Raw genomic sequence first — 22,402 nt, 5'->3', positions numbered from 1 at the left:
GATTTGTCGGATAATTAAAATAACATGCACATGAAAAAGACCCTTTATTTTCTGATGGGAGGCACTCTTATTTATTATCCATCACAACTGAAATCACAGAAACTTAATCCTGAAAAGAAGAATGTCAAAGACATAGAATCTATACAAATACAGGGAAAATCAGATTATAACAGCGTAAATATTTCAAGAAAGAAGCTGGATATTATCCAGTCCAATACCCTGGGTGAAACTTTGAGAAAAATTCCAGGTATTCAGAACTCCGGATATGGTCCAAACTCAGGTGCACCTGTTATTCGAAGTCTTAGTGGAAACCGTGTAAAAATACTGGAAAACGGAGTTTCAGTCAATGATCTTTCTGGGATCAGTCCGGATTTTAATACGGATATAGAGATGAATAGCGTTCAAAATATCACTATTTATAAAAACTCAGCCTCAGTTCTTTACGGAGGAAAAGCCATTGGAGGAGCTATTGATGTGGAAACAGATTATGTTGCCCGCCAATTGCCTGATCAAAAAATAAATTTCCGCGGATTGCTTGAGGGCGGAAGCAATAGTGGACAAAAGCAGGCATTTTCAGCAAAAGGCATTATCGCAAAAAACTGGGTGTGGACAGTAGGAGCAGCCAATCAAAAACAAGAAATAGTAAGAATTCCCGGAAAATCTAAGGACAGCAGATGTTATGATCCTTCATTAGTAGGATTCAACAGTATTCTACAATCTCTTTGCCAGGTAGAAGTAGATTCAAGACATGTACTTAACAAAAGCCTTTTTCCTTATATCAGTCAGTTTGCTATAGATCACATGATAGAATATGAGCTTTCTGAAGGAGATCTTTATACGTTCAGTCCTACCTATTACAATCCTTCAGATGGTAAACACTATCCTAATCCAAAGAATCAGCTTTATGTTTCCGGCCAGGATCCTGTGAAAGGCCGCTATAGAGATGAAATAAATAATATAAGAGACTATGTTCAAACAAAAGATGGAGTTATTCCAAACAGCCATTCAGAAAGCAATTCATTTTATGTTGGAACAAGTTACGTAGAAAAATCGTTTTATGCAGGAGGTGCTTATCAAAATTCGTATTCCTATTTTGGAGTTCCCGGTTACGCTCTTCCCAAAATGCCTCAGCATTCTCATGGAAAACCTCAGCCAAAAATAGATTACCTTCCGATCAACATCAGGAGCTTATCTCATAAAGCAATGTTCGAATCTGCTTATCAATTTACAGGCTTTCCAATTTCCAGTATCAAATTAAATTATATGGGTGTATTTTCAAAAAATGCGGAACTTATTGATCTTCAGCGCGCCAATCAATTCGAAGTGAATCAACACAATGGACGTTTAGAAATTGTACAACAGAAATGGAAATTCCTGAGTGGAACCACAGGTCTTGAAATTCAGTACAGAAATATGACCGGGGATGGGAAACAGAGATACTTACCCAATAATATAAGCCGTGAAATCGGAATATTCACGATGCAGCATCTTGACTTTAAAAGCATTCAGCTTGATTTGGGTTATAGAAATGACCATATTCAGCGTAGAGCAGATGCAGATAATAAATATGTAAGAAGTCGTGGACTTTCTGGAGGACAACTTAACGACAGGGATTTTATACTTCATCAGCTGCACACTTCCGCCCAATGGAATATCTTTAAAAAAGCCTATCTAAAAGCTCAGTATAACCATTCGGAAAGAGCTCCCGAAGTGAATGAGCTTTACGCAGGAAATAATCACTTTGCAATTCTTACAGAAGAAAACGGAGATGACAGATTGGATAAAGAAACAGCAAGAACAATAGAATTAGGCGCAGGAATCAATCTGAAGAATATTCGTGTATCTGCCAACTGGTATCATACCTTCTACAAAAACTATATCTATCTTGCCCATACCGGAATTTCCCGGGAAGTTTTCCTTGTCAAAGAATGGCGTTCTGACGATACTGAAATCAATGGAATAGAAGCAGAAGCTGCTTATAAATTTAATCTTAACAAAATAGGAAAATGGGAAATAGGGGGTTATTATGACCTGGTAAGAAACATCAGTGTTGCAGACAGCTCAATAAGAAAATGGAGCGATGGTGATTATATGCCTAATATGCCTACCAGCCGTTTTGGTTTCAATCTGGAAGGAAATATACAGAACTTCAGCATCAATATTGCTTTGGACCATTATTTAAAACAGAAATATTTAGGAAAGAATATTAACCCTGAGCTTCCAATGCCTGCATTTTCGTTGCTTAATGTCCGTGTTTCTTATAAGGATAATAGCCTAGGAATAGGTAATTTGGAGTATTATATCATGGGGAATAATCTGCTTAATTCTGAAGCAAGACTTCAAAACTCACAATTAAAGTTTCTAAGCCCGTTGCCGGGGATTAATATCTCAGCTGGTGTCAAAATAACAATATAATTTACATTTTGGGATAAAGCTTCTTCGTAAGATAGACGTTCTACAGTCATTGAATGGAGGAACTTTATCCCAATCTTTTGAAACTAACTTTTTTACAAAGTTATTCCTTGATTATTCTTTACTTCAGCCATCACAAAGGTACTGTGGGTGCTTCCTATAGAGTCTACAGATCCAAGCTTATTAAATACAAAGTCCTGGTAATGTTTCATATCCCGGACCTGAACTTTCAGCAGAAAATCAAAATCTCCGGAAATATTATAGCATTCTGCCACTTCCTCAATTTCCAGGATTTCTTTTACAAAATCATATCCTACAGACCGATCATGGATCTTTAATTTGATCTGACAAAATACCGTAAATCCACGGTTAAGCTTTTCAGCATCCAAAATAGCTGCATATCTTTTCACAAAACCTTCCTGTTCCAGCCTTTTTACTCTTTCAAAAACAGGAGAAGGAGACAAGTTAATTTCCTTGGCCAGTTCTTTAACCGTTAATTTTGCATTGTTCTGAAGCAATTTCAGCAGTTTTATATCCTTATCATCAAGTTGTTCCACAGAATATTATTCTTTTATGGTTTAAAATCATTCAAATTTACAGAATTATATTCTTTATAAATACATTATTAAAGCTAAATTAACTGAATAAAATACTTTTAATTGATCATATATTCTGTTTAAGTAAATTTACACAAAATTAAAATCTATTATTAAACTTAATATTGATAATAGATCAGTTCTTTACCATCTTCATCAAACAGGAAAGGTTTTACTTAACGTAGATTAATAGGGAATCGTGTGAGAATCACGAGCTGTCGCGCAACTGTAAGTAACACACCAAAGGTTTCTGTCCTTGGATATCCACTGCTAAAAAGCGGGAAGGATGACGGAAACTGTTACAAGTCAGGAGACCTGCCTTTACTGAATTGACAATGCTTTCGCGGTCTGAAGCTTTTGAGTCATACAGATGATATTGGCAATGCATTTTCCTTTTGGAGAATTGTATTATTTGCCTGTATCATTGACTTCAGAGATTTTCTTACCCTACAAAGCATTCCGAAGCATTTTAAAGAGCTTTAAAATAAAGTGTAATCTAAAATTTGTAAAAATGCAAACTCACATTCTGGGCTATCCGCGTATTGGTAGCAAAAGAGAACTTAAGAAAGCCTGCGAACAGTATTGGTCAGGTAAAATTGTTTTGGAAGAACTTCTTACAGCAGGAAGAAATATCTGCAGCCAGAACTGGAACCTTCAGAAAGAAGCTGGGATAGATCTTATTCCGTGTAATGATTTTTCTTATTACGATCAGGTGCTGGATATGAGCCTGGTAGTAGGTGCTATTCCAACTCGTTATCATGAAGTAGCCCTTAAAAAAAACAATTCTGAACTGGATTTTTATTTTGCTATGGCAAGAGGTTACCAGAAAGACGGATTGGATATTACAGCCATGGAAATGACCAAATGGTTCGATACCAATTACCATTATATTGTTCCTGAATTTTATAAAAACCAAAGGTTTAAGCTTAGTTCAGATAAAATATTCAATGAATTTGCAGGAGCAAAACAGGCAGGAATCAATGCAAAGCCTGTGATTATCGGTTTGGTTTCATATGTCCTGTTAGGAAAAGAAAAAGAAGAGGGATTTGATAAACTGGATCTTGCTCACAATCTACTCTCTGTTTATATTGAGATACTATCCAAACTTCAGACTCAAGGGGCAGAATGGATTCAGTTTGATGAACCATTCCTTGCATTAGATATTACTGAAAAGGCAAAAGAAGCCTATACTTTTGTATATGCCGAGCTAAGAAGACTGTTTCCAAAACTTAAATTCATTGTAGCCACTTATTTTGAAGGATTAAAGAATAATTTACCACTTGCTGTTTCACTTCCGGTGAATGTATTGCATATTGACCTGGTAAGAAACCCGGAACAGTTGGAAGACGTTCTTCATGCTATCCCTGAAAGCCTGAGTTTATCTCTGGGAGTGGTAGATGGAAGAAACATCTGGAAAAATGATTATGAAAAATCGTTGTCTTTTATTACAAAAGCTGCTGAAAAACTAGGATCTGAAAGGATTTTTATCGCTCCGTCCAGCTCTCTGTTGCATTCACCATGTGATTTAGATTTTGAAACAAACCTTAATCCTGAAATAAAAAACTGGCTGGCCTTCGCCAAACAAAAGGTAAAAGAAGTGGTTACCCTTAAAGAATTAGCTTCAGGAACAACCGACCATCATATTCTACAGGATTTTGAAGATAATAAAAAGGCGGTTTCAGACAGAAAAACATCTCCACTCATCCATAATGAAGAAGTAAAGCTAAGAGCAGCATCCGTTACGGAACAAGACTCACAGAGAAAAAATCCTTTCGATATCAGAAAGGAAGAGCAGCAAAAGGCATTACAGCTTCCATTATTTCCAACAACTACGATTGGTTCGTTCCCGCAGACAGCCGAAGTAAGAAGCTGGAGAGCAAAATTCAAAAAAGGAGAATTAACGGCAGAACAATATGATGCTTTATTAAAGGGGGAAACCCAGAGAACCATCCGTTGGCAGGAAGACATTGGAATTGATGTACTTGTTCATGGAGAGTATGAGCGTAATGATATGGTGGAATATTTCGGAGAGCAACTGAAAGGGTTTATTTTCACTAAAAATGGCTGGGTACAAAGCTACGGAAGCCGCTGTGTAAAGCCACCGATCATTTTCGGAGACGTTTTCCGTCCGGAACCTATGACGGTTTACTGGTCTCAATATGCCCAATCTCAAACCAATCAATGGGTAAAAGGAATGTTAACAGGTCCTGTTACTATTTTACAATGGTCATTTGTACGTGACGACCAACCTCGTTCTGAAACCTGTAAACAGATTGCTTTGGCCATTCGTGATGAAGTTCAGGATCTGGAGAAGGCTGGAATCAGAATTATTCAGATTGATGAACCGGCTATCCGTGAAGGACTTCCATTGCGAAAAACGGACTGGCAGAATTACCTGAAATGGGCTGTAGAAGCGTTTAAAATATCTGCCAGTGGAGTAGAAGACACTACCCAAATCCATACCCATATGTGTTATTCTGAATTTAATGACATCATTAAGAATATTGCAGATATGGATGCTGATGTGATTACAATAGAATGTTCGAGATCGCAAATGGAGCTTTTACACGCTTTTGCAGACTTCAAATATCCTAATGAAATTGGTCCGGGAGTATATGACATTCACTCGCCAAGAGTTCCATCTAAGGAAGAAATGACAGAATTACTCATTAAAGCTCAACAGGTAATTCCTGCGAAGCAACTTTGGGTAAATCCTGATTGCGGTTTAAAAACCAGACATTGGGAAGAAACTGAAAAGGCTTTAATTGCGATGGTGGCCGCTGCTAAAGAAGCTTCTGTAGAATTTGCATCTTAACTATTTTCAAGTCCATAAAAATTCAAAAGCATCCGATTGGATGCTTTTGTTTTTTCATTATTTAGAGAGTGAAAATATTACTAATTCTAATCTATTTCTTTATATTTCTCCCATTACAAACATATTCTCCATTGTTGGAACAGAACTTCCTCCTTCTTTTTCCAAAGTAATTGCAAAAGCCTGTGCTTTTGAAATACTGGCCAATGCAATCTGGCTGTCTTTATCTTCCGAATACATTCCAGCATTTACGGGTTTTCCGTCTTCTATAGCCCAAAGCTGATACTGCATTCCTGTAGGAGCCTTAGGTAATTTTTCTGCATTAAGGTAAACTTCTTTTGTTTTTTTATCCCAGAAAACCATTGCCTTAGCATCCTTATGATTTTCTACACCATTTAACATGACCATTTGCATATCAGGGTTAGAAAACATGGTTATTTTCTGGTTCATCTTCTGCATGGCCAAATCCTGAGATTGTTTCTCAGTCTTCATTACTGCCATTTCTTTTTGTACTTCAGATTGCTTACTGACCCAAAAAAGATTTCCGGCAACACTTGCTAAAAATAAAACAGAAGCAGCAATACCTAAAGTTTTCCAAGGAGTATTCTTTTTAATTTCAGGCACTTCCAGAGAAGGCGTAACAGAAATTTTCGGAGAAAATGGCTTTTCTTCTTCTACATTCTGTTCCATCTGAATTTTGTCCCAAATTTTAGACTTCAAATCACTTGGAGGTGTTACAGCCTGTACTGTAGCAAGATCTTCCAACGTTTTTTGGGCCTCTTCATAAGCGGCTTTTACTTCAGCATTGTTCTTCATCACACACTCCAAAATGCCTGCTTCCTCAGGAGAAGCATGACCTAGAATATAAGATTCTATAATTCCGGATGATATGTATTCTTTAGTGTTCAATTTATTGATAATCTTTTAACAAGTCCTTTAATTTCATTAATGCATTCCGCATTTTTGTTTTTACTGTCCCAAGCGGTATCTTCAGCTTTTCAGAAATCTCATGCTGGGTATATCCCTGATAATATGAAAGATTGATGAGTTCCTGTTTATCAACTTCCAGATTTTCAAGAACATTGTCAAATCCAATATAATCAACTGAATTATTGACTGTTGAAAGTTCTGTACTATTATATACGAAATCGGGAAGGGGTTGGTTTTTAAGCTCGTTTTGAAATCCTTTAGATTTTAGATAATCTATAGCAGTGTTTCTGGCAATATTAATGATCCAGGTATAAAATCTCCCTTTAGAGGCATCATACTGATGAATAGAATTCCAAATTTTAACAAAAACATCCTGAATTACTTCTTCAGCATATTCTTTAGACTGAACAATACGAAGAACAATTCCATACAATGCACCGGAATAGTGATCATACAGATAATGAAACCCGTTTTCGTTTTTTTCTTTTAATAAAACGATAAGTTCTTCTTCAGAATAGGTTGTTTTAATAATTTTTATTTTTCTGCTCAAATGTAATAAAATAATACATACATCAAACAAAATCCAAATAATCTTTTATTTCGTAAATGATTTTAAGACAATATTTAAAAATTATTAAATATGAAAAACTTACTATCAAAAATCGTTTTAATCGGTATCATAACAATTACTGCCGGGAAATATAAAGCACAAACCGATCATTTCAGAATCCGGAATCCTTACTACTCCAACACCGCAGAGAATATACTGAATGTAGATAACTCTGAATGGAAGAAGATTTTGAAGCCTGAACTGTACCAGGTAGCTAGAGAAGGAGCAACAGAAACAGCCTTTACAGGAAAATATGATGAACTTGATGAAAAAGGAACGTATTACTGTGCTGTATGTGGAAACCCATTATTTCTTTCCACTTCAAAATTTGCTACCACCTGTGGATGGCCATCGTTTTACCAACCCATCCGTAAAAACAGTGTGAAATACAAAAAAGATACTTCTTACCAAATGGTACGAACAGAGGTCTTATGCGGAAGATGTAATTCTCATCTTGGCCATATTTTCGATGATGGCCCCAAACCCACCGGAAAAAGATTCTGTATGAACTCTATTTGTCTTGATTTCACTCCTAACAACAAAATTAAATAACTGATTACATGTCATTTACAAAATATTTCATCTTTTTTCAATCTAAAACAAAACCAAACTCGTAAATGACATTAAGAACACAAATTAATAATAATTCATTAAAAAACATTACAATGAACACACAGTCAAAAATCACAGTTTTAGCAATGGTAGCTTTATCATTTGCATTTAGTGGGAAGGTAACTGCACAGATGATGAAAGAAAAAACAGTAATGGTAGGAGGTGCTCCTATGTATCCATCTAAAAACATTATTGAAAATGCCGTCAATTCTAAAGATCATAAAACTTTAGTAGCTGCCGTAAAAGCAGCAGGATTGGTAGAAACACTGGAGGGTAAAGGACCTTTTACCGTGCTGGCACCTACAGATGCAGCATTTGCAAAACTTCCAAAAGGGACAGTAGAAACCCTGGTGAAACCCGAAAATAAAACGATGCTTACAAGCATACTTACCTATCATGTTCTACCTGGAAGATACAGTGCTAAAGAAATCTGGGCCGCAGTGAAAGCTGGAAACGGAAAAAGCATGATGAAAACAGTACAGGGCGAGGAACTTACTTTCTGGACGAAAGGAAAAGATCTTTATATAAAAGATGCGAAAGGAAACAGTGCTAAAGTAACCATTGCAGACGTGAATCAGTCTAACGGGGTTATTCACGTAATAGATACGGTTCTTATGCCGTAGTAAACATAGGGTCTAAGCAGCATATTTTCAGTGTGCTGTTTTTTCTTTTGATTATTTATCCAACACTTCAAAAATTAATATTATGAAAAAAATGATTCATGTTTCTAATCAGGGGGCAACTCTTGATACAGGCAGAAGAAACTTTTTAAAGCTAAGCGGTGTGGGACTGGCAATTGCCGGGCTCACCATGATAGGCTGTAACGATGATGATGACTTTCAGATGATGGATAACAGCAAAATCTTTGATTTAGGAACCGGAGATGTAGGAATTTTAAATTATGCCTATGCTCTAGAACAATTGGAAGCTGATTTTTACACCAAAGTAGTAAATAATTTTTATACCGGAATTTCGAGTATTGAAAAAGAGGTTTTCACTGATCTTTACCATCATGAGGTAATCCACCGGGACTTTTTTAAAGCAGCCATCAGCGGTGCTACCCAAAATGTACTTCCAAAACTTGACTTTCAGTACCCTAATGTAAATTTTAATGACCGAAATTCTGTACTTGCCACTGCAAAAGCACTGGAAGATACTGGTGTAGCCGCTTATAACGGTGCCGGAAAGTACATAACCAATCCTGATTATCTTGTAATTGCAGGAAAAATAGTTTCCGTAGAAGCCAGACATGCTTCTGCAATCAGAAATCTTATCAATCCCGGATCCGCTGATTTTTCCGGAGATGATGTGATCGACGCGAATGGTCTTGACCTTGCTAAAGAACCGAAGGATATTGTAATGGCAGCAGGAGGGTTTATAAAAACCCGCTTTACATGGAAAGAAAGAGGTATTAATTAATTATTCATCTTCAAAAACTTGTATTATGAACATTCTTAAATTATTAGATAAGCTTTCTCATGATAAATTTTTCACCACGGAAGCATCCCGATTGGAAACCATTACAAATATATCCTTACTAGGAAAAAAAACAGCTGTAGCCGCTGTTCCTCTGGGATTAGGAGCCTTAATGACAACGTCGGCAAAAGCAGAAACAGTAAATACAAAGATTACCGGAACTGCTCTTAAAAGCACTTTAACAGACGCTTTGCAACTCGCTCTGGTACTTGAATACCTTGAAAACGAATATTACGCTATAGGATTATCCACCTCAGGATTAATTCCCAATGCAGACAGAACAGTTTTTATGCAAATTTCCAAGCATGAATCTGCCCATGTCAGTTTTCTGAAAAGTACCCTTACTTCTCTGGGAGTCACTCCTGGCAGCAAACCAACTTTTGATTTTACTGCGAATGGTAATTTCTCTCCATTTACCGATTACAACCAATTTCTTATTCTCTCACAGGCTTTTGAAGATACGGGCGTGAGAGCTTATAAAGGGCAGGCTGGAAATGTTATGTCCAATAAAGTTGTTCTTCAAGCGGCCTTGCAGATTCATTCTGTGGAAGCAAGACATGCTTCACAGGTTAGGAGAATGAGGGCCAATAAAGGCTGGATTGAACTTGCTAATGGAGGAAATATGCCATCAGCTACTAATCCTGTCTATGCAGGTGAAGATAACGTTAATCAGGCCGGATATAACACAGGAACCGCATTTGGAGTCGCTGCCGGATCTGCAGCCTATGATGAAATTTTGAGCGGAAGTGATGCACAGGCTATTGCCTCATTATTTATTGTATAGAGTTATTGAAATCTTAGATATATCAATCTACAAGAGCACAAAAATTCAAAAGCATCCCCACGGGATGCTTTTTGACTATAATAAGTTATTTCAATAGAATTATAATCCCATATGTAAAATAGGATATTCTTTCCCTTGTCCGTCTAATTCTGATCTGCCCAGCACATTAAATCCGATATGTTTGTAAAATTCAACGGCCTGTATGTTTTGTTCATTCACGTCTACTTTTGTTACTTGTAAATGATCTGTTCCGTATTGGATGAGTTTTTTACCAATTCCTTGCCCACGATAATCATTATGAATAAACAGCATCTCAAGATTTCCTTCTGCAACGCCCATGAATCCAACTAAGATACCATCTGCCTCAAATCCTGCTAAAATAACATGCTCAAAATAACCGGGAATTTGCTCTTTATAATACTTAAAATCTTCTTCTTTCAAAAAATCGTGGGTATTGAGTACGGCACTTTCCCAGATTTTCATCAGTTGTGAGTAATCTGCTGCTGTAATTGCTCTAATCATAATTGTAATTTTTTATGGTGCAAAAGTCTGTATTTATCCATATCCAACACTGAACCTAAGTTAAAAAATACGTTTGCGTATTCTGCTAAGAGCCTGTGGAGTAATTCCTAAATAAGAAGCAATATCTTTTAAAGGAATACAATTGAAATCACTGCCATATTCTGCCATCATTTTCAGGTAATATTGCTCTGGAGTGTATTTTATCAAGTCTATATTTCGGTTGAGAAGCTTATTCAACAATCTGGCAGTTAGGTCTTCAAAAACTGGTTTTAACCCTGAAATTGCTTTATAGAGTCTTTCTGCCTGCTGATAATCAATCCTATATATCTCACAATCTGTAATGGTTTGCACATTAAAAGTCGACCGTTCCTGCAAAGTAAAGGAAATGTTGGATAATGAGAAAGTACCTTCCTTGCAAAACCAGAACGTCTGTTCTTCTCCTTTGTGATTGAGTGTCCAGCAGCGGGCGATTCCACTGAAAATGAAATAACTGTATTTTTCCAATTCGCCTTCCTGGATGAGGAAAGTGTTTTTTTTAACCAAAATATGTTCAAAATATTGGTCAAAAAGCTCAGAATCAGCTGAATTGAATGTATGAATATCTACATCAAATTCCTTGAATAATTTTTCTAACAGCATATTATAGTACAGAATAACAATAGGAGAGTACAAGATACATTTTATCCTGAATAGATTTTAAAATATAACCAAAACTAGAGCTAAAATACGCTAAAAATCTTCAAATATTCTCTCATACAGACGACTCAGATGTTCACAGATGTCCATGCAAGATAACAAAAACACAAAGTGTTGATTTCCAGATAAATAAAATTAAATATTATTTGAAAAAATATTAAAAAAAAATGTTCAGTTCATTATAATACGACACGTTTTGTCGCTATGCGTCTATATCTTTGTATTAGAGATAAGATACAGAACCCCGGGAAGTTACAACCTTATCAAACCCAATTTTAACCTTAAATTATTATTTTAAATTATGTACAAAAAACAACTAGTAATCATTTTTCTTTTTCTATTTTTCATTTCTTATGCACAGAATGAATTTATTACTTTATGGAAACCTAATGTAAATGGAACCATCGATAATGCGATATCTTTTGGTGGCACCGGAACCAACTACACCATTAGCTGGGAAGAAGTAGGCTATCCTCAACATAACGGAACTCTTTCCGTTACCTCCAATAGCAATATTTTTACAATTATTTCTTTTGGAACTTCTTTAAACCCAAATCCTATCCAGGCAACCTACAAAGTAAAGACATCCAATGGTAATGGATTATTTTATGGATTTAAAGGTAACCCTGGTGGAAATCCGGAACTCTTCGAAGTGAGCCAATGGGGAGATATTCTTTGGCTCCAGCAATTTGATCAAGGGTTTTCAAACTGTTCAAACCTTGATGTAACCGCTACTGATGCTCCTAATCTGACACAAATAAACAATCTATCACAAATGTTCTTAAACTGTCCGTCTTTGGTTGGTAATCCTTCATTTGCTAACTGGAACACAAGCAACATTACGAATATGAACAGTATGTTTAGCAAGGCAAAATTGTTTAATCAGCCTATTGGCACCTGGAATACAGCAAAAGTAACAGATTTTCGGGATATGTTTTCTTACGCATCTGCTTTTAATCAAAATATTTCTGCCTGGAATACCTCGTCCGGAACTAATTTCATTTCCATGTTCCAGGATGCGGTAGCCTTCAACCAACCATTGAATTCATGGAATACAAGCAATGCGACGAATTTCCGTTATATGTTCTCTAATGCTAAATCCTTTAATCAGCCTCTTAATAATTGGAACACCAGTAAAGTAGTAAATTTTGATCAAATGTTTACCAATGCATCATCATTTAATCAGCCTATTGGAAACTGGGATGTTAGTAAAATTGGAGGTGCTTATGGTTTTATGATGTTTAATGGCGCTTCGGCTTTTAATCAGGACATTTCTACCTGGAATATTAAGTTTCAAAATGTTCCTTCGGCCTATGTGTATTTTGGATTTAACAATTCTGGTTTATCATGTGTTAATTATAATAAATTTCTAATTGCTCTCAGCAATAATCCTACATTATCAAACTTAGGATCCGCAATTGGAGTCATAGAAGCGGCAGGATTAACTTATTCTACACCGCAAGCTATTATGGCAAGAGCTCAATTGACCAACAAAGGTTTTACCATTAATGGAGACTCTTATAACCCGAGCTGCAATGGTAACTTATCAACAGCAGAAACGTCAAAACAAATGAAAACTCCAGCTTATCCAAATCCGACAACAGGAGTGATAACCATTGAGTCTACTGCAAACGAAAACGCTTATTTATATGACATTACAGGTAAAATCATTAAAAACCTGATTTTAAATAAAGGAAACAACCGTGTTGACCTTACTGAGTTTCCATCTGGGAATTACTTATTAAAAAGAAATACAGTTTTCACTAAAATAATTAAGAAATAAACTATTCCCTTTAATTTAACAATAAGTTTACTGTATATGTTAAGCCCCAAAGTCTATGACTTTGGGGCTTAATTGTTATAATAGATCTTTCTTTATAACTTATTTTATTGCAAATCCAGCTAATTTGTAGAAAAGTCTCTGACTCTCGTTGGCAAGAACTTACTATTTCTATATATTTAACTATTTTTAACAAAAAAACAAAGACCATCCGTTAGCAATAATTAAAAAATGAGTGATATTAATACTATTGTCAGCAAATTGGAGAATGCTCTCAATATTAAATTAGAGAACTTGGAGTGGGGAGCCGAATTGAGGGGCAACTCCTACACTTCCTCCCTAAGTAAATTATGCCTTTCTCATTTACATTTTGAAAATTTCTCAGCACTTGAACCTATTTTTGAAACACTCCGCTACTTGACATTAATAGAATGTTCTATTAATGATATACAGGGTTTAGACAAAATAAAATTGCAATCTCTAACACTGAATAAATGTACAGTTCCCGATGAAGGATTTAACCCGGAAATAGTAAAAGTTAAGGAAACATATCATAATTTTCAATTCTTGACTTTAGAAAATATGAGTGTTCCGCATCCTGGTTTTTTCTTACCTATTTCTAACCGTCTTGAATATATTTCATTTATCAATTGTGAAGTCAACAATATAAGCGAATTAAACCTCCTGCCTGATTTATATTCCCTTACTATTGATAATACCAGTATCATTGATTCGAAAAACGGGATTCAATATCAGGGAAAACCAGATAAAAGAAGTACTATTATACAATTTCAAAATTTGAAAGTTAATGATCTTGATTCCTTTTTACCTATTTCTACCAGCTTACATTCTATAAGTTTACTCAACTGCGAAGTAGAGAGTTTGAAAAATATTCATAAGTTTTCCTCTGTAAAAAGGCTTTATCTGCATCCTCCTTTACAAGTTAATGATCTCAGTCTCCCGGATCCGGATCATGATGGAAAACAATTTGAATTTGAATTTATAATGATAGTACCAGAACGAATGGTAGATTATAATGTGAATAAAGATTGGGTAATACCAGACTTTAACACAGAGCTTCTGGCATCAATCGCCCCATACGTACCAGCCCTTATTGTAGACGGTTATCATCTTACTAATACCCATATTTTAAAGGATTTTCCGATATTATACAGTTTAGATTTTAATAAATGTTCAATAGATCTGGAAGATTATGTTTTAGTAGCTCCAAAAATTCAGGAGGTTGACTTTAATAGGGCAAAGGTTAGAAATCAGAAGGCATTCAGCTATTTTACGAAACTGGAAAAAATAACAGTCTCAGGAGATTACAATAGACCTCCCTATATAGCCCTGAAAAAACTTTTGCCATTGAAAGGGCATTTAAAAGAAATAAATATTTACGAGACGAGTGCCGTTCGTAATATTGGTGAATTAAAGCACTTTACGGTGTTGGAACAGCTTCATACTTCTGCCAAGTCTATTGAGCTTGCGCAGGATATTCTGTCTATTGAATCCCTTAAAGATCTTTATCTTAATATTTATCAACAAAACCGGAAAATTGAAAGACCCATAACGCTGGACTTACAGCACCTGAAAAATGTGGAAAAATTGCATTTGGATTCAAATGATGATGTTTATTTTACAGGAATAAGCCATCTGAAATCTCTAAAAACGCTTGAGCTGGATGATAATGGTGATCTGGAAGGTTTAACAGCTTTGACTTCATTGGAAAAGCTAGTAATAAAAGGAGAAGTGATCAATAAATTCCCTGAACTGAAGCAGGTAAAGATATTAGATTTACATGTTCCAAGAAATTACGAAGTGGCTTCACTGGAAAAGTTTCCCAACCTGGAAAAACTTGAACTGAACCTTTGGTCTGACCAAAAAATAGCCATTAACGGATTAAAAAAATTAAAAATTATTGTATTCGATTATATTAATTTTGATGACATCATTTCTTTTGAAAATCTGCCAAGCCTTGAGGAAGTAGATCTTACTGAGTGTAGAGTTTCCAGTTTATCTAAATTGAAAAGGCTTACCAGTTTAAAAAAGCTCAATCTGGAAAATAATGACATTAAAAGTCTTGAAGGCATAGAAAATCTTAAAAACCTGGAACAATTGGCTTTTGACCTTGGTAATATCACAGATTTCACTCCTTTGAATAAATTACCGAAACTCCGTGAAGTATTTATTTGGGGTAATAATAAGAGAAAAGAAGATATTGAAGGCCAGCTCAGCAAACCAGAAATACTAATTAGGAATGCTGAGACTTTTCAAATAAGTATTGATTAGAAATAGGTAATGTAAATCAATAAAAATTTACAAAAACGATGGCAATAAGCAAAAAAAATAAAAATAGAGTTACTGTTGGCGGTAAAGAATATCTGTGGTGGGTATTTGATGAATATGACCAGACAACATTTGATGGAATACAGATTAAAGCGGTATGCTCAGACCAAACTCATTTTATAAAATATGGATTACAGCAAGAAGAAGACGATCGTAAATTAGTTCTAGCTTTGAAAGATTATATCCAGCTAGTTTTTTTATCATCACCACCCAAATTTGAAGACAGCAAAGGAATCATTACTAAAAGTGGAATTATCCGAATGATAGAGTGGTGTAAACAAGATATACATCAAATTCAATATGCATTGAATGGAAACAACAATAATCTGAATGAAACAGAGAAACAGGTACTGCTTAAAGAGATACAAAAAAATAATCTAAACAAAAACCATTAAGAAAATATTAAATTAGATGGCCATTCCAAAGAAAAAACGCAGAATCATCAATGTAAATCAAACTGAATATTACTGGAGAAAAGAGTCGAATAACTGTCTGTACATTGAAACAGGCCAAAGTCCGAATTGTATCATCAAAAGTTATTTTGAAAACAGATACTTGTACTTTGCAGTACCTCAGGTAGTAAAAGCCGTAATTGAGTATACGATCAAGCATAAACTTAATGCTAAACCATTGGTTATTATTGAAAATGGACTGGAGTTGTTTAAAGCAGAGATTGAAAGGCACCTCCAAAAAGAAAACGAAGTATGTGACAGAAAAATCAAAGAATTAAATCAAAGAAAATAGGAGAGATGAGCATATATTTTCCTTTAATAGATTTTAAACTTACAAGAAACTAAGCTTATAAAGACATTGGAAAAATCTTCACATATGAATATTTCATCTGCCTATGATTTAGATCTGTTTTTAACTGATTCTTTATGGGGAAAAATACATCTGGCAACTGCTGGTGGGTATGTTCGGGATGAAATATTTAATGATCCTCAACATGCTGAAACCAAAATAAATCTTCGAAAATCAACATGTATTGCAGATTATGATTACAAAATTAATCCAAATCTGGATAAAATCTTAAAATTAGGAGATCGGGAACTGGATTTTAAAAAGTTTGATAAAGAGATGTATCTGAGAGATTTTATTTTTTATGCAAAGAAAGGATATTTTTCGTTTGATAAAACTTTCGTTAACTGCTCATTAGATTTTCATTATCATCTTGTTGCATATCCAGTATTCAGCGAAAATAATATTCAAGACAGATTATCAGATTATCAGCAGCAGAAAAAGGAAATACAGTTTTCACTAAAATAATTAAGAAATAAGCAATTTTATTTAACAATAGGTTTATCAAATAGCTAATTGTATATACATTAAGCCCCAGAGTCAGAGACTTTGGGGCTTAATTATTATGATTGAATTTTCTTCAACCAATATGTAGAAAAGTCTCTGACTATGATCATCTAGAACTTATTCTTTCTATATATTTAATGTATCAAAATATATTTAGAATAAGATAGGAGAGTGCCCAATACATTTTATATTGAATAAATGCCGGAACGAAAATTCCGGCATTTATCTGTATATTTCTTAAAGTAAGGTTTATAGTCTGAATACTGTAACCACGTATGATTTGGCAATATTTCCGTTATTGGTAATTGTATACGTATCTGACGCAGTCTTTACCAGAGTATAATCAAACTGGGTTGCGTTTCCTCCATCTGCACAGCCGAGTACGTTGGGAAATTTCACCCCCCAGCTTACCGATGCACCGGCACCTCCTGGAGAATTGGTAATAACTCCCATTTTATCTCTTGCTACTGAACTTTGATGCCCCAATGACATACCCGAGTAAATATAAGTAGAAATCATCGTTCTTCCACAAGCATTACCCGCCCTGATAATAAGTATTCCGGTAGGTATATTAATGGTAGATGGTATCGTCACAGTACTGCTGGAACCGGCAGGTATGCTGGCACTGTTTACAGAATAGCTGTACTTTGCTGAAACAACATCTCCGGTTATTTCATCTCTTACAAGGATATTATGATCTGCAGGTATCTGATGCAATAAATTCTGAATGTTGAGTGGTTGGTTATCCGCTTCTATATCTAATTTTCTTTGGGGGTTGGTTTTCCCAATCCCTACATTTCCGGCTGATGTGGTGATAAAGTCATTGCGCTGTTGTGCCGCTGAAGGGCTGCCTGAAACAGGATTGTCTTTTCCTCCGTCTACCTGAAATACTCCCTGCACACTTGTCGTATTAATCCCCAACTGGGCATAGCCAGCAGTAAAGAAAAGTCCGTAAAGTATTATAAATAATTTCTTCATAATTTAATTTTTTAAATTAAAGACGGAAAATAGTTAATGTATAAGTTCGGTCTACGTTTCCATTATTGACAATCAGATAGCTGCTTGCTGATGGTTTGGATACTGTATAATCAAATTGAGTACCTGTCCCTGAACCACATGTTGCAACCCCTGAAAACTTAACCGACCATACCCCAGAACCAGAGCCACCACTTGGAATGGGTGCAATTGTAGAAGAACCCACTACGCTTCCTGCAATAGCAGTTGCATAACCCAACGAAATATCGGAATAAATAAAATTCGTAATCATATTAACTCCACATGTATTATTGGATTTTATCACGAGCATACCATTAGGAATACTTGCGCTGGCAGGGATGGTAACAGTACCGTTGGTTCCTGCCTGTATGGTGATAGTAGTTGTATAGACATATCTTGCAGCTACCACATCACCATTCACGTTATTAATTGTCAGAAAATCCTGATCATTAGAAATCTGCTCAGGAAGGTTTGTAATTCTCAAACTTGCATTATTGGCATTAATATCAAGTTTCTTTTGAGGAGCTGTAGTCCCAATCCCTACATTACCAGTTGAAGTAACAACAAAATCATTGAGCTGTTGTGCGGCGGTAGGGGCACCGGTTGCAGCATTGTCTTTAGCCCCGTCTACATGAAGTACAGTTTGGGGGTTGGTTGTATTGATTCCTACCTGAGCAAAACTCATTACAGAGATAAAGAGACCAAGAGTCGAAATTCTTTTTTTCATAATTCTTTTATTTAAAGGAAGTTTTTAGTTTGTGTTTAGATAGAACATATATCAGGAGACAGGCTCATGTTCTTCATCTTGTTAGTATATGTTATTAATAACAAGATATAAAGGATTCTTCAGTATTTTCTGGAAATGGATTTATTCAGATGCATCCCAAGGCCGGGATAATGATAATTCTTTTTCATTGTGTAAGTTTAATACAAATCTATTGATTAATTAAAATTTAACCAAATTATTAGCAATAAAAAACATTATATATCACATATATTTTAAATATATATAATTTATTTTTATCTATATGAAAGTAATAATGATATATAAACATCATTGTCATTATTGAAAAACAGGAGGATTAGGTACAAACTAAAACATCTTAATGATAGTGAATTATAAAGAGGAGAATTTCTTGAATGAGAAAGTATGCAATATTTACAATTTAACATAATATAAATTATAGGAAAAAATATAATCTAACAAAAAAGAGTATTAGAAGCCCTTTATAAGCTTCTCTAGCATATATTTCAGAGATTTTTCAGGCTTAGCCTGAAAATCAGGCATTACATCATGTCTGTCATTCTCTGTAGCCTCGATATTGAAATCTATTGTAGATAATGGTTCAGGAATAATTTTGAATTCAGTAATTGTCTTTCTATAACTTTTTTAAACGAAATAATAAATCTACCTGCTTCTGAGCCTATCATTTTTCCTGCCTTATAAAATTTAAAAGCATTGGCAAAATCTGCAGCCGATGAAAAAGTTCGACCGCTTGTCAACACATATAATCTTTTTTAAGCGATCTATAGAACACCTTCAGTACCTGATATTCCCCTTAAATAATTTTTTATTTCCGTAGAATCGATTTTTAAGGCTTTTAAATAATTATAGACAGCAATCTTTATATTATGTTAAATTGATGTATAGATAAGCTTTTCCTTTAAACTTCCAATAACTTCCCTCATCCAGCTTCCAGCATCCTTACTAGTCTCTATTTTGCAAATATTCTGCAACGACTTCGCGGAACTCTTCCTTTGTCATAAACCGGTCCAGAAAGCCTTCAAAGTTTCCTTCATTTTCAAGTTCGTCAAAATACACTTCATGGTCTGTGCTGTACACTGTTGGATTAGATTGATCCGGATCTTCTGTGCATACGAAATAATGATCCGGATATCCATAGAAATACAAAATGCACATAAACTCTGGTTTAGAAATTCCTACCACTTCCTGTACATACTCTTCATCAATTAAATCATCAAATTCCTGCTGATCTTCTGAGCCTTCCTTAAAAGGTGTAAACATCCAATCTTTCACAAAATACTGCCCATACGCTGAATCATGAGCTGAAAAATAGTGTATCAGCAGAGTCTCATAGAATTTTTCCTGATGGTTATGGTACAGTTCTTTATTAGATTCATAAAATTGGTCAATTCCATAAACATCCCAATCCTTGTCATACAAATAATGAGTAAACCTGATGTTTTGCCAGTTTTCAACAAAACTTTTATCAGCGCTTACTGAATCAGTATTTCCACCTAAGGCTATGATTTTCTTTATAATACTCTCGTTCATCTGTTATTTTTTTACTGTATTATGGTTTCGTCCACCTTTCCATAATGTATCTGTAATTTCTTCCTGACTGTATTCATAATAATTACCGTCTTTATCTTTATAAGACTGAAACAGTTTAATATGATAACCTTTGAAATTCATCTTCAAAAAATCCAGAAAATAATCGCTTCCTGAACATATATAGTTATAAAACATTCCTTTAAAAGACTGGTCATTAGGATCTGGAATCTCAAAAGTACTCATTCGCCTTACAATTTCAGCCAATTCGTCCTTTGTTATACCCTCAATCCTTTGTGGATCAGGTAAACTAATATTAAAAGACAGATACTCTGCTCCCTCTCCTTCCCACCATTCCCAAAGATTAAACCGGGACATTTCTTTTCCAGTCATGGTATGAAGCTTATCTTCCAGCTTCTTATACTCACTGGAATCTTCATCACCATGTTCATCACACCATTCTGTATAGTCTAAAATAAGCTTTAAGACTTCCGGATATCGTTTTTCAGCGGTTTCAAAATCCGGTTCTATTTCATTTCTCAATTTCATCGTTATACTATCTATTGAAATATTATGTTAAATTACTCTACGGTAAACCTCTTTCCTATTAGTTTTTCTTCATTAAAAATACAAAATCTTGTCACATGGCAACCTTTATCTTTTTAAAAGAAACTAATTTTACGCTAACCAAAAAATAAAATATATGAAACCTAAAATGATCTGGGCCAATTTGGCGGTTGCCAATCTGGAACGCACCCAAAAGTTTTATGAAGCTATAGGATGTACTCCCAACAATCCTCACACTTCTAATGAGTTAGTAAGCTTCTTTTTCGGAGAAAATAATTTTGTTATTCATTTCTTTCTGAAAAATATACTGGAAACGAATGTAAAAGGTGTTTCCTTCGGTGATTCTCAAACTTCCAATGAAATCATATTCACCCTATCTGCCGAAAATAACGATCAGGTAGATCAATGGGCTTCAGAAGTTAAAAAAGCAGGTGGAACCATTGTCTCAGACCCTGAAAGTTTTGGAAATAATTACTATGGATTTGTGTTTGCAGACCCGGATGGACATAAATTTAATGTCTTTAAAATGTAGGAAAATTCGGATTTATTGATCTATTTTCTTAAATTTGTTTTTCAATACATTTTTATGAACCGATCGAACTGTTTGCCTCCACCGGTACCTTAATATTTTCAAAATTGATTTGAAGCATCGTTTTGCTGTTAAAAAAGATTAACAGCCCGTTTTTTTGTGCTTTAGATCCTAACAAAAAATATTAATTCAAAATTCTACAGTTCATTTTCAATGAAAAAATCATATTTATTATTACATCTTGCCGTAATTTTGGCAGGGTTTACCGGAGTATTCGGAAAAATCATATCGCTTAATGAAGGACTTTTAACATGGTACAGGGTTCTGTTCTCCAGTATTATTCTGTTTTTTATTCTAAAATTATTCAAAATTCCCCATATCGCTTCAGGAAAAGACAAAATGAAAATCGCACAAGTGGGGCTTCTTATTACTTTGCATTGGATTCTTTTTTATGCCAGTATTAAGTATTCCAATATATCCATTGGGGTTGTATGTTATTGTCTAACCAGTTTCTTTACAGCTCTCTTTAAGCCGATTATTGATAAAGAAAAATTCAAAATATCAGAATTGGGACTCAGTACTTTGACGCTTTTAGGAATCGCTCTTATTTTTCATTTTGATACCTCTTATCAGTTAGGAATTATTCTGGGAGTTGTTTCTTCTGCTGTTGCAGCACTTTATACTATTTATAATGAACGCCTGGTTCATCGTTTTGACAGCGTTGTTATCAATTACTATCAAATGCTTTCCGGCACTGTATGCCTCGGAGCAATTTTGCCCATATATCTCCTCTATTTCAAAGCAGATAGCATAGTTCCAGGATTAAAAGACACTGCTTATTTGGGGCTTTTATCGCTTTTCTGTACTGTAGGGCTTTATGTGATATTTGCAGAGGTTTTAAAGAAAATTTCGGCATTTACGATTAATTTAACTTTCAATCTGGAGCCTATATATGCAATTATTATGGCTTTTTTATTTTTCGGAGAAAGCAAAGAGGTTAACCTTTCGTTTTATATAGGATTGATGTTTATTGTTGCTTCTGTAGTTTTACAGACCTTAATTTCTATTAAGAAAGTGAAATAATAAATAGCTTACACAGTTTTATTTAAACAAGACCGGACACTTAAGATAGC

The 22,402-nt window shown here is 34.9% G+C and carries 22 protein-coding genes and 1 riboswitch; of the genes, 13 read left to right on the top strand and 9 right to left on the bottom strand.

Going from position 1 to position 22,402, the window contains the following annotated elements:
- Positions 1 to 30: 30 nt before the first annotated feature.
- The gene (locus BLS98_RS11500; protein WP_089736590.1) at positions 31 to 2,415 is read left to right on the top strand and encodes a TonB-dependent receptor; all 2,385 of its coding nucleotides are present in this window, start codon (positions 31 to 33) and stop codon (positions 2,413 to 2,415) included.
- Between the two features lie 92 nt (positions 2,416 to 2,507).
- Here BLS98_RS11500 and BLS98_RS11495 read toward each other — a convergent pair whose 3' ends face one another.
- A complete protein-coding gene (locus BLS98_RS11495) occupies positions 2,508 to 2,969 on the bottom strand; it encodes an Lrp/AsnC family transcriptional regulator (RefSeq protein ID WP_089736589.1) in 462 nt (153 codons plus the stop codon).
- Between the two features lie 189 nt (positions 2,970 to 3,158).
- A riboswitch (cobalamin riboswitch) is annotated at positions 3,159 to 3,345 on the top strand.
- A 174-nt stretch (positions 3,346 to 3,519) separates the two neighbouring features.
- On the opposite strand from BLS98_RS11495, the gene metE reads away from it, so the two are divergent.
- Complete coding sequence (gene metE / locus BLS98_RS11490) at positions 3,520 to 5,823, top strand: 5-methyltetrahydropteroyltriglutamate--homocysteine S-methyltransferase (RefSeq protein ID WP_089736828.1); 2,304 nt, start codon at positions 3,520 to 3,522, stop codon at positions 5,821 to 5,823.
- Positions 5,824 to 5,922: 99 nt separating this feature from the next.
- On the opposite strand, the gene BLS98_RS11485 is transcribed toward metE, so the two are convergent.
- Together BLS98_RS11485 and BLS98_RS11480 are read right to left on the bottom strand one after the other, a co-directional pair.
- On the bottom strand, positions 5,923 to 6,729 hold the full coding sequence (locus tag BLS98_RS11485) for an anti-sigma factor (RefSeq protein WP_089736587.1): 807 nt from the start codon (positions 6,727 to 6,729) through the stop codon (positions 5,923 to 5,925).
- Position 6,730: 1 nt separating this feature from the next.
- Positions 6,731 to 7,300 (bottom strand): RNA polymerase sigma factor, encoded by a 570-nt coding sequence (locus BLS98_RS11480; RefSeq protein ID WP_228425167.1) that lies wholly within the window; start codon positions 7,298 to 7,300, stop codon positions 6,731 to 6,733.
- 90 nt (positions 7,301 to 7,390) lie between these two features.
- Here BLS98_RS11480 and msrB point away from each other — a divergent pair, with 90 nt between their 5' ends.
- From msrB to BLS98_RS11460, 4 genes are all read left to right on the top strand, one after another.
- A complete protein-coding gene (gene msrB, locus BLS98_RS11475; RefSeq protein WP_089736586.1) occupies positions 7,391 to 7,912 on the top strand; it encodes a peptide-methionine (R)-S-oxide reductase MsrB in 522 nt (173 codons plus the stop codon).
- A gap of 113 nt (positions 7,913 to 8,025) precedes the next feature.
- Entirely contained in the window at positions 8,026 to 8,595 is a 570-nt protein-coding gene (locus BLS98_RS11470) for a fasciclin domain-containing protein (RefSeq protein ID WP_089736827.1), read from the top strand.
- Positions 8,596 to 8,677: 82 nt separating this feature from the next.
- Positions 8,678 to 9,391: a ferritin-like domain-containing protein gene (locus BLS98_RS11465; protein ID WP_089736584.1), complete on the top strand. Its 714-nt coding sequence runs from the start codon at positions 8,678 to 8,680 to the stop codon at positions 9,389 to 9,391.
- Positions 9,392 to 9,416: 25 nt separating this feature from the next.
- Positions 9,417 to 10,232, top strand: coding sequence for a ferritin-like domain-containing protein (locus tag BLS98_RS11460; RefSeq protein WP_089736581.1), 816 nt, complete (start codon positions 9,417 to 9,419; stop codon positions 10,230 to 10,232).
- A gap of 99 nt (positions 10,233 to 10,331) precedes the next feature.
- Here BLS98_RS11460 and BLS98_RS11455 read toward each other — a convergent pair whose 3' ends face one another.
- Together BLS98_RS11455 and BLS98_RS11450 are read right to left on the bottom strand one after the other, a co-directional pair.
- Complete coding sequence (locus BLS98_RS11455; protein ID WP_089736579.1) at positions 10,332 to 10,754, bottom strand: GNAT family N-acetyltransferase; 423 nt, start codon at positions 10,752 to 10,754, stop codon at positions 10,332 to 10,334.
- Positions 10,755 to 10,814: 60 nt separating this feature from the next.
- Positions 10,815 to 11,393, bottom strand: coding sequence for a Crp/Fnr family transcriptional regulator (locus BLS98_RS11450; protein WP_089736578.1), 579 nt, complete (start codon positions 11,391 to 11,393; stop codon positions 10,815 to 10,817).
- Between the two features lie 358 nt (positions 11,394 to 11,751).
- Between BLS98_RS11450 and BLS98_RS11445 the strand changes: the two genes are divergently transcribed.
- From BLS98_RS11445 to BLS98_RS11425, 5 genes are all read left to right on the top strand, one after another.
- A complete protein-coding gene (locus BLS98_RS11445; protein WP_089736576.1) occupies positions 11,752 to 13,233 on the top strand; it encodes a BspA family leucine-rich repeat surface protein in 1,482 nt (493 codons plus the stop codon).
- A 579-nt stretch (positions 13,234 to 13,812) separates the two neighbouring features.
- On the top strand, positions 13,813 to 15,522 hold the full coding sequence (locus BLS98_RS11440) for a leucine-rich repeat domain-containing protein (RefSeq protein ID WP_139166104.1): 1,710 nt from the start codon (positions 13,813 to 13,815) through the stop codon (positions 15,520 to 15,522).
- A 38-nt stretch (positions 15,523 to 15,560) separates the two neighbouring features.
- Complete coding sequence (locus tag BLS98_RS11435; RefSeq protein ID WP_089736572.1) at positions 15,561 to 15,974, top strand: hypothetical protein; 414 nt, start codon at positions 15,561 to 15,563, stop codon at positions 15,972 to 15,974.
- A 16-nt stretch (positions 15,975 to 15,990) separates the two neighbouring features.
- Entirely contained in the window at positions 15,991 to 16,323 is a 333-nt protein-coding gene (locus tag BLS98_RS11430; protein ID WP_089736570.1) for a hypothetical protein, read from the top strand.
- Positions 16,324 to 16,407: 84 nt separating this feature from the next.
- A complete protein-coding gene (locus BLS98_RS11425) occupies positions 16,408 to 16,845 on the top strand; it encodes a hypothetical protein (protein ID WP_089736568.1) in 438 nt (145 codons plus the stop codon).
- A gap of 288 nt (positions 16,846 to 17,133) precedes the next feature.
- On the opposite strand, the gene BLS98_RS11420 is transcribed toward BLS98_RS11425, so the two are convergent.
- The 4 genes from BLS98_RS11420 to BLS98_RS11405 all read right to left on the bottom strand — a co-directional run bounded on the left by BLS98_RS11420 (position 17,134) and on the right by BLS98_RS11405 (position 20,722).
- Positions 17,134 to 17,862 (bottom strand): hypothetical protein, encoded by a 729-nt coding sequence (locus BLS98_RS11420; protein ID WP_089736567.1) that lies wholly within the window; start codon positions 17,860 to 17,862, stop codon positions 17,134 to 17,136.
- Positions 17,863 to 17,878: 16 nt separating this feature from the next.
- On the bottom strand, positions 17,879 to 18,607 hold the full coding sequence (locus tag BLS98_RS11415) for a hypothetical protein (protein WP_089736565.1): 729 nt from the start codon (positions 18,605 to 18,607) through the stop codon (positions 17,879 to 17,881).
- A gap of 981 nt (positions 18,608 to 19,588) precedes the next feature.
- Positions 19,589 to 20,176 carry a hypothetical protein gene (locus tag BLS98_RS11410; protein WP_089736563.1) on the bottom strand — a complete coding sequence of 196 codons (588 nt, stop codon included), beginning with the start codon at positions 20,174 to 20,176 and terminating at the stop codon, positions 19,589 to 19,591.
- Positions 20,177 to 20,179: 3 nt separating this feature from the next.
- Positions 20,180 to 20,722 carry a hypothetical protein gene (locus BLS98_RS11405; protein ID WP_089736562.1) on the bottom strand — a complete coding sequence of 181 codons (543 nt, stop codon included), beginning with the start codon at positions 20,720 to 20,722 and terminating at the stop codon, positions 20,180 to 20,182.
- Positions 20,723 to 20,876: 154 nt separating this feature from the next.
- Between BLS98_RS11405 and BLS98_RS11400 the strand changes: the two genes are divergently transcribed.
- Both BLS98_RS11400 and BLS98_RS11395 read left to right on the top strand, forming a co-directional pair.
- Positions 20,877 to 21,272, top strand: coding sequence for a VOC family protein (locus BLS98_RS11400; RefSeq protein WP_089736560.1), 396 nt, complete (start codon positions 20,877 to 20,879; stop codon positions 21,270 to 21,272).
- A 210-nt stretch (positions 21,273 to 21,482) separates the two neighbouring features.
- On the top strand, positions 21,483 to 22,352 hold the full coding sequence (locus tag BLS98_RS11395; protein WP_089736559.1) for a DMT family transporter: 870 nt from the start codon (positions 21,483 to 21,485) through the stop codon (positions 22,350 to 22,352).
- The last annotated feature ends 50 nt before the right edge of the window (positions 22,353 to 22,402 follow it).

This window comes from Chryseobacterium jejuense, assembly GCF_900100075.1.
GTDB lineage: Bacteria > Bacteroidota > Bacteroidia > Flavobacteriales > Weeksellaceae > Chryseobacterium > Chryseobacterium jejuense.
Note: the sequence above shows the minus strand (reverse complement) of the source record. Positions and strands in the feature narration are given on the sequence as shown.

What these genes read in the sequence shown, in the direction of transcription:
- BLS98_RS11500 (WP_089736590.1), top strand. Translation starts at nt 31, where the DNA reads ATGAAAAAGACCCTTTATTTTCTGATGGGAGGCACTCTTATTTATTAT.
- metE (WP_089736828.1), top strand. Translation starts at nt 3,520, where the DNA reads ATGCAAACTCACATTCTGGGCTATCCGCGTATTGGTAGCAAAAGAGAA.
- msrB (WP_089736586.1), top strand. Translation starts at nt 7,391, where the DNA reads ATGAAAAACTTACTATCAAAAATCGTTTTAATCGGTATCATAACAATT.
- BLS98_RS11470 (WP_089736827.1), top strand. Translation starts at nt 8,026, where the DNA reads ATGAACACACAGTCAAAAATCACAGTTTTAGCAATGGTAGCTTTATCA.
- BLS98_RS11465 (WP_089736584.1), top strand. Translation starts at nt 8,678, where the DNA reads ATGAAAAAAATGATTCATGTTTCTAATCAGGGGGCAACTCTTGATACA.
- BLS98_RS11460 (WP_089736581.1), top strand. Translation starts at nt 9,417, where the DNA reads ATGAACATTCTTAAATTATTAGATAAGCTTTCTCATGATAAATTTTTC.
- BLS98_RS11455 (WP_089736579.1), bottom strand. Translation starts at nt 10,754, where the DNA reads ATGATTAGAGCAATTACAGCAGCAGATTACTCACAACTGATGAAAATC.
- BLS98_RS11450 (WP_089736578.1), bottom strand. Translation starts at nt 11,393, where the DNA reads ATGCTGTTAGAAAAATTATTCAAGGAATTTGATGTAGATATTCATACA.
- BLS98_RS11445 (WP_089736576.1), top strand. Translation starts at nt 11,752, where the DNA reads ATGTACAAAAAACAACTAGTAATCATTTTTCTTTTTCTATTTTTCATT.
- BLS98_RS11440 (WP_139166104.1), top strand. Translation starts at nt 13,813, where the DNA reads ATGAGTGTTCCGCATCCTGGTTTTTTCTTACCTATTTCTAACCGTCTT.
- BLS98_RS11435 (WP_089736572.1), top strand. Translation starts at nt 15,561, where the DNA reads ATGGCAATAAGCAAAAAAAATAAAAATAGAGTTACTGTTGGCGGTAAA.
- BLS98_RS11430 (WP_089736570.1), top strand. Translation starts at nt 15,991, where the DNA reads ATGGCCATTCCAAAGAAAAAACGCAGAATCATCAATGTAAATCAAACT.
- BLS98_RS11425 (WP_089736568.1), top strand. Translation starts at nt 16,408, where the DNA reads ATGAATATTTCATCTGCCTATGATTTAGATCTGTTTTTAACTGATTCT.
- BLS98_RS11420 (WP_089736567.1), bottom strand. Translation starts at nt 17,862, where the DNA reads ATGAAGAAATTATTTATAATACTTTACGGACTTTTCTTTACTGCTGGC.
- BLS98_RS11415 (WP_089736565.1), bottom strand. Translation starts at nt 18,607, where the DNA reads ATGAAAAAAAGAATTTCGACTCTTGGTCTCTTTATCTCTGTAATGAGT.
- BLS98_RS11410 (WP_089736563.1), bottom strand. Translation starts at nt 20,176, where the DNA reads ATGAACGAGAGTATTATAAAGAAAATCATAGCCTTAGGTGGAAATACT.
- BLS98_RS11405 (WP_089736562.1), bottom strand. Translation starts at nt 20,722, where the DNA reads ATGAAATTGAGAAATGAAATAGAACCGGATTTTGAAACCGCTGAAAAA.
- BLS98_RS11400 (WP_089736560.1), top strand. Translation starts at nt 20,877, where the DNA reads ATGAAACCTAAAATGATCTGGGCCAATTTGGCGGTTGCCAATCTGGAA.
- BLS98_RS11395 (WP_089736559.1), top strand. Translation starts at nt 21,483, where the DNA reads ATGAAAAAATCATATTTATTATTACATCTTGCCGTAATTTTGGCAGGG.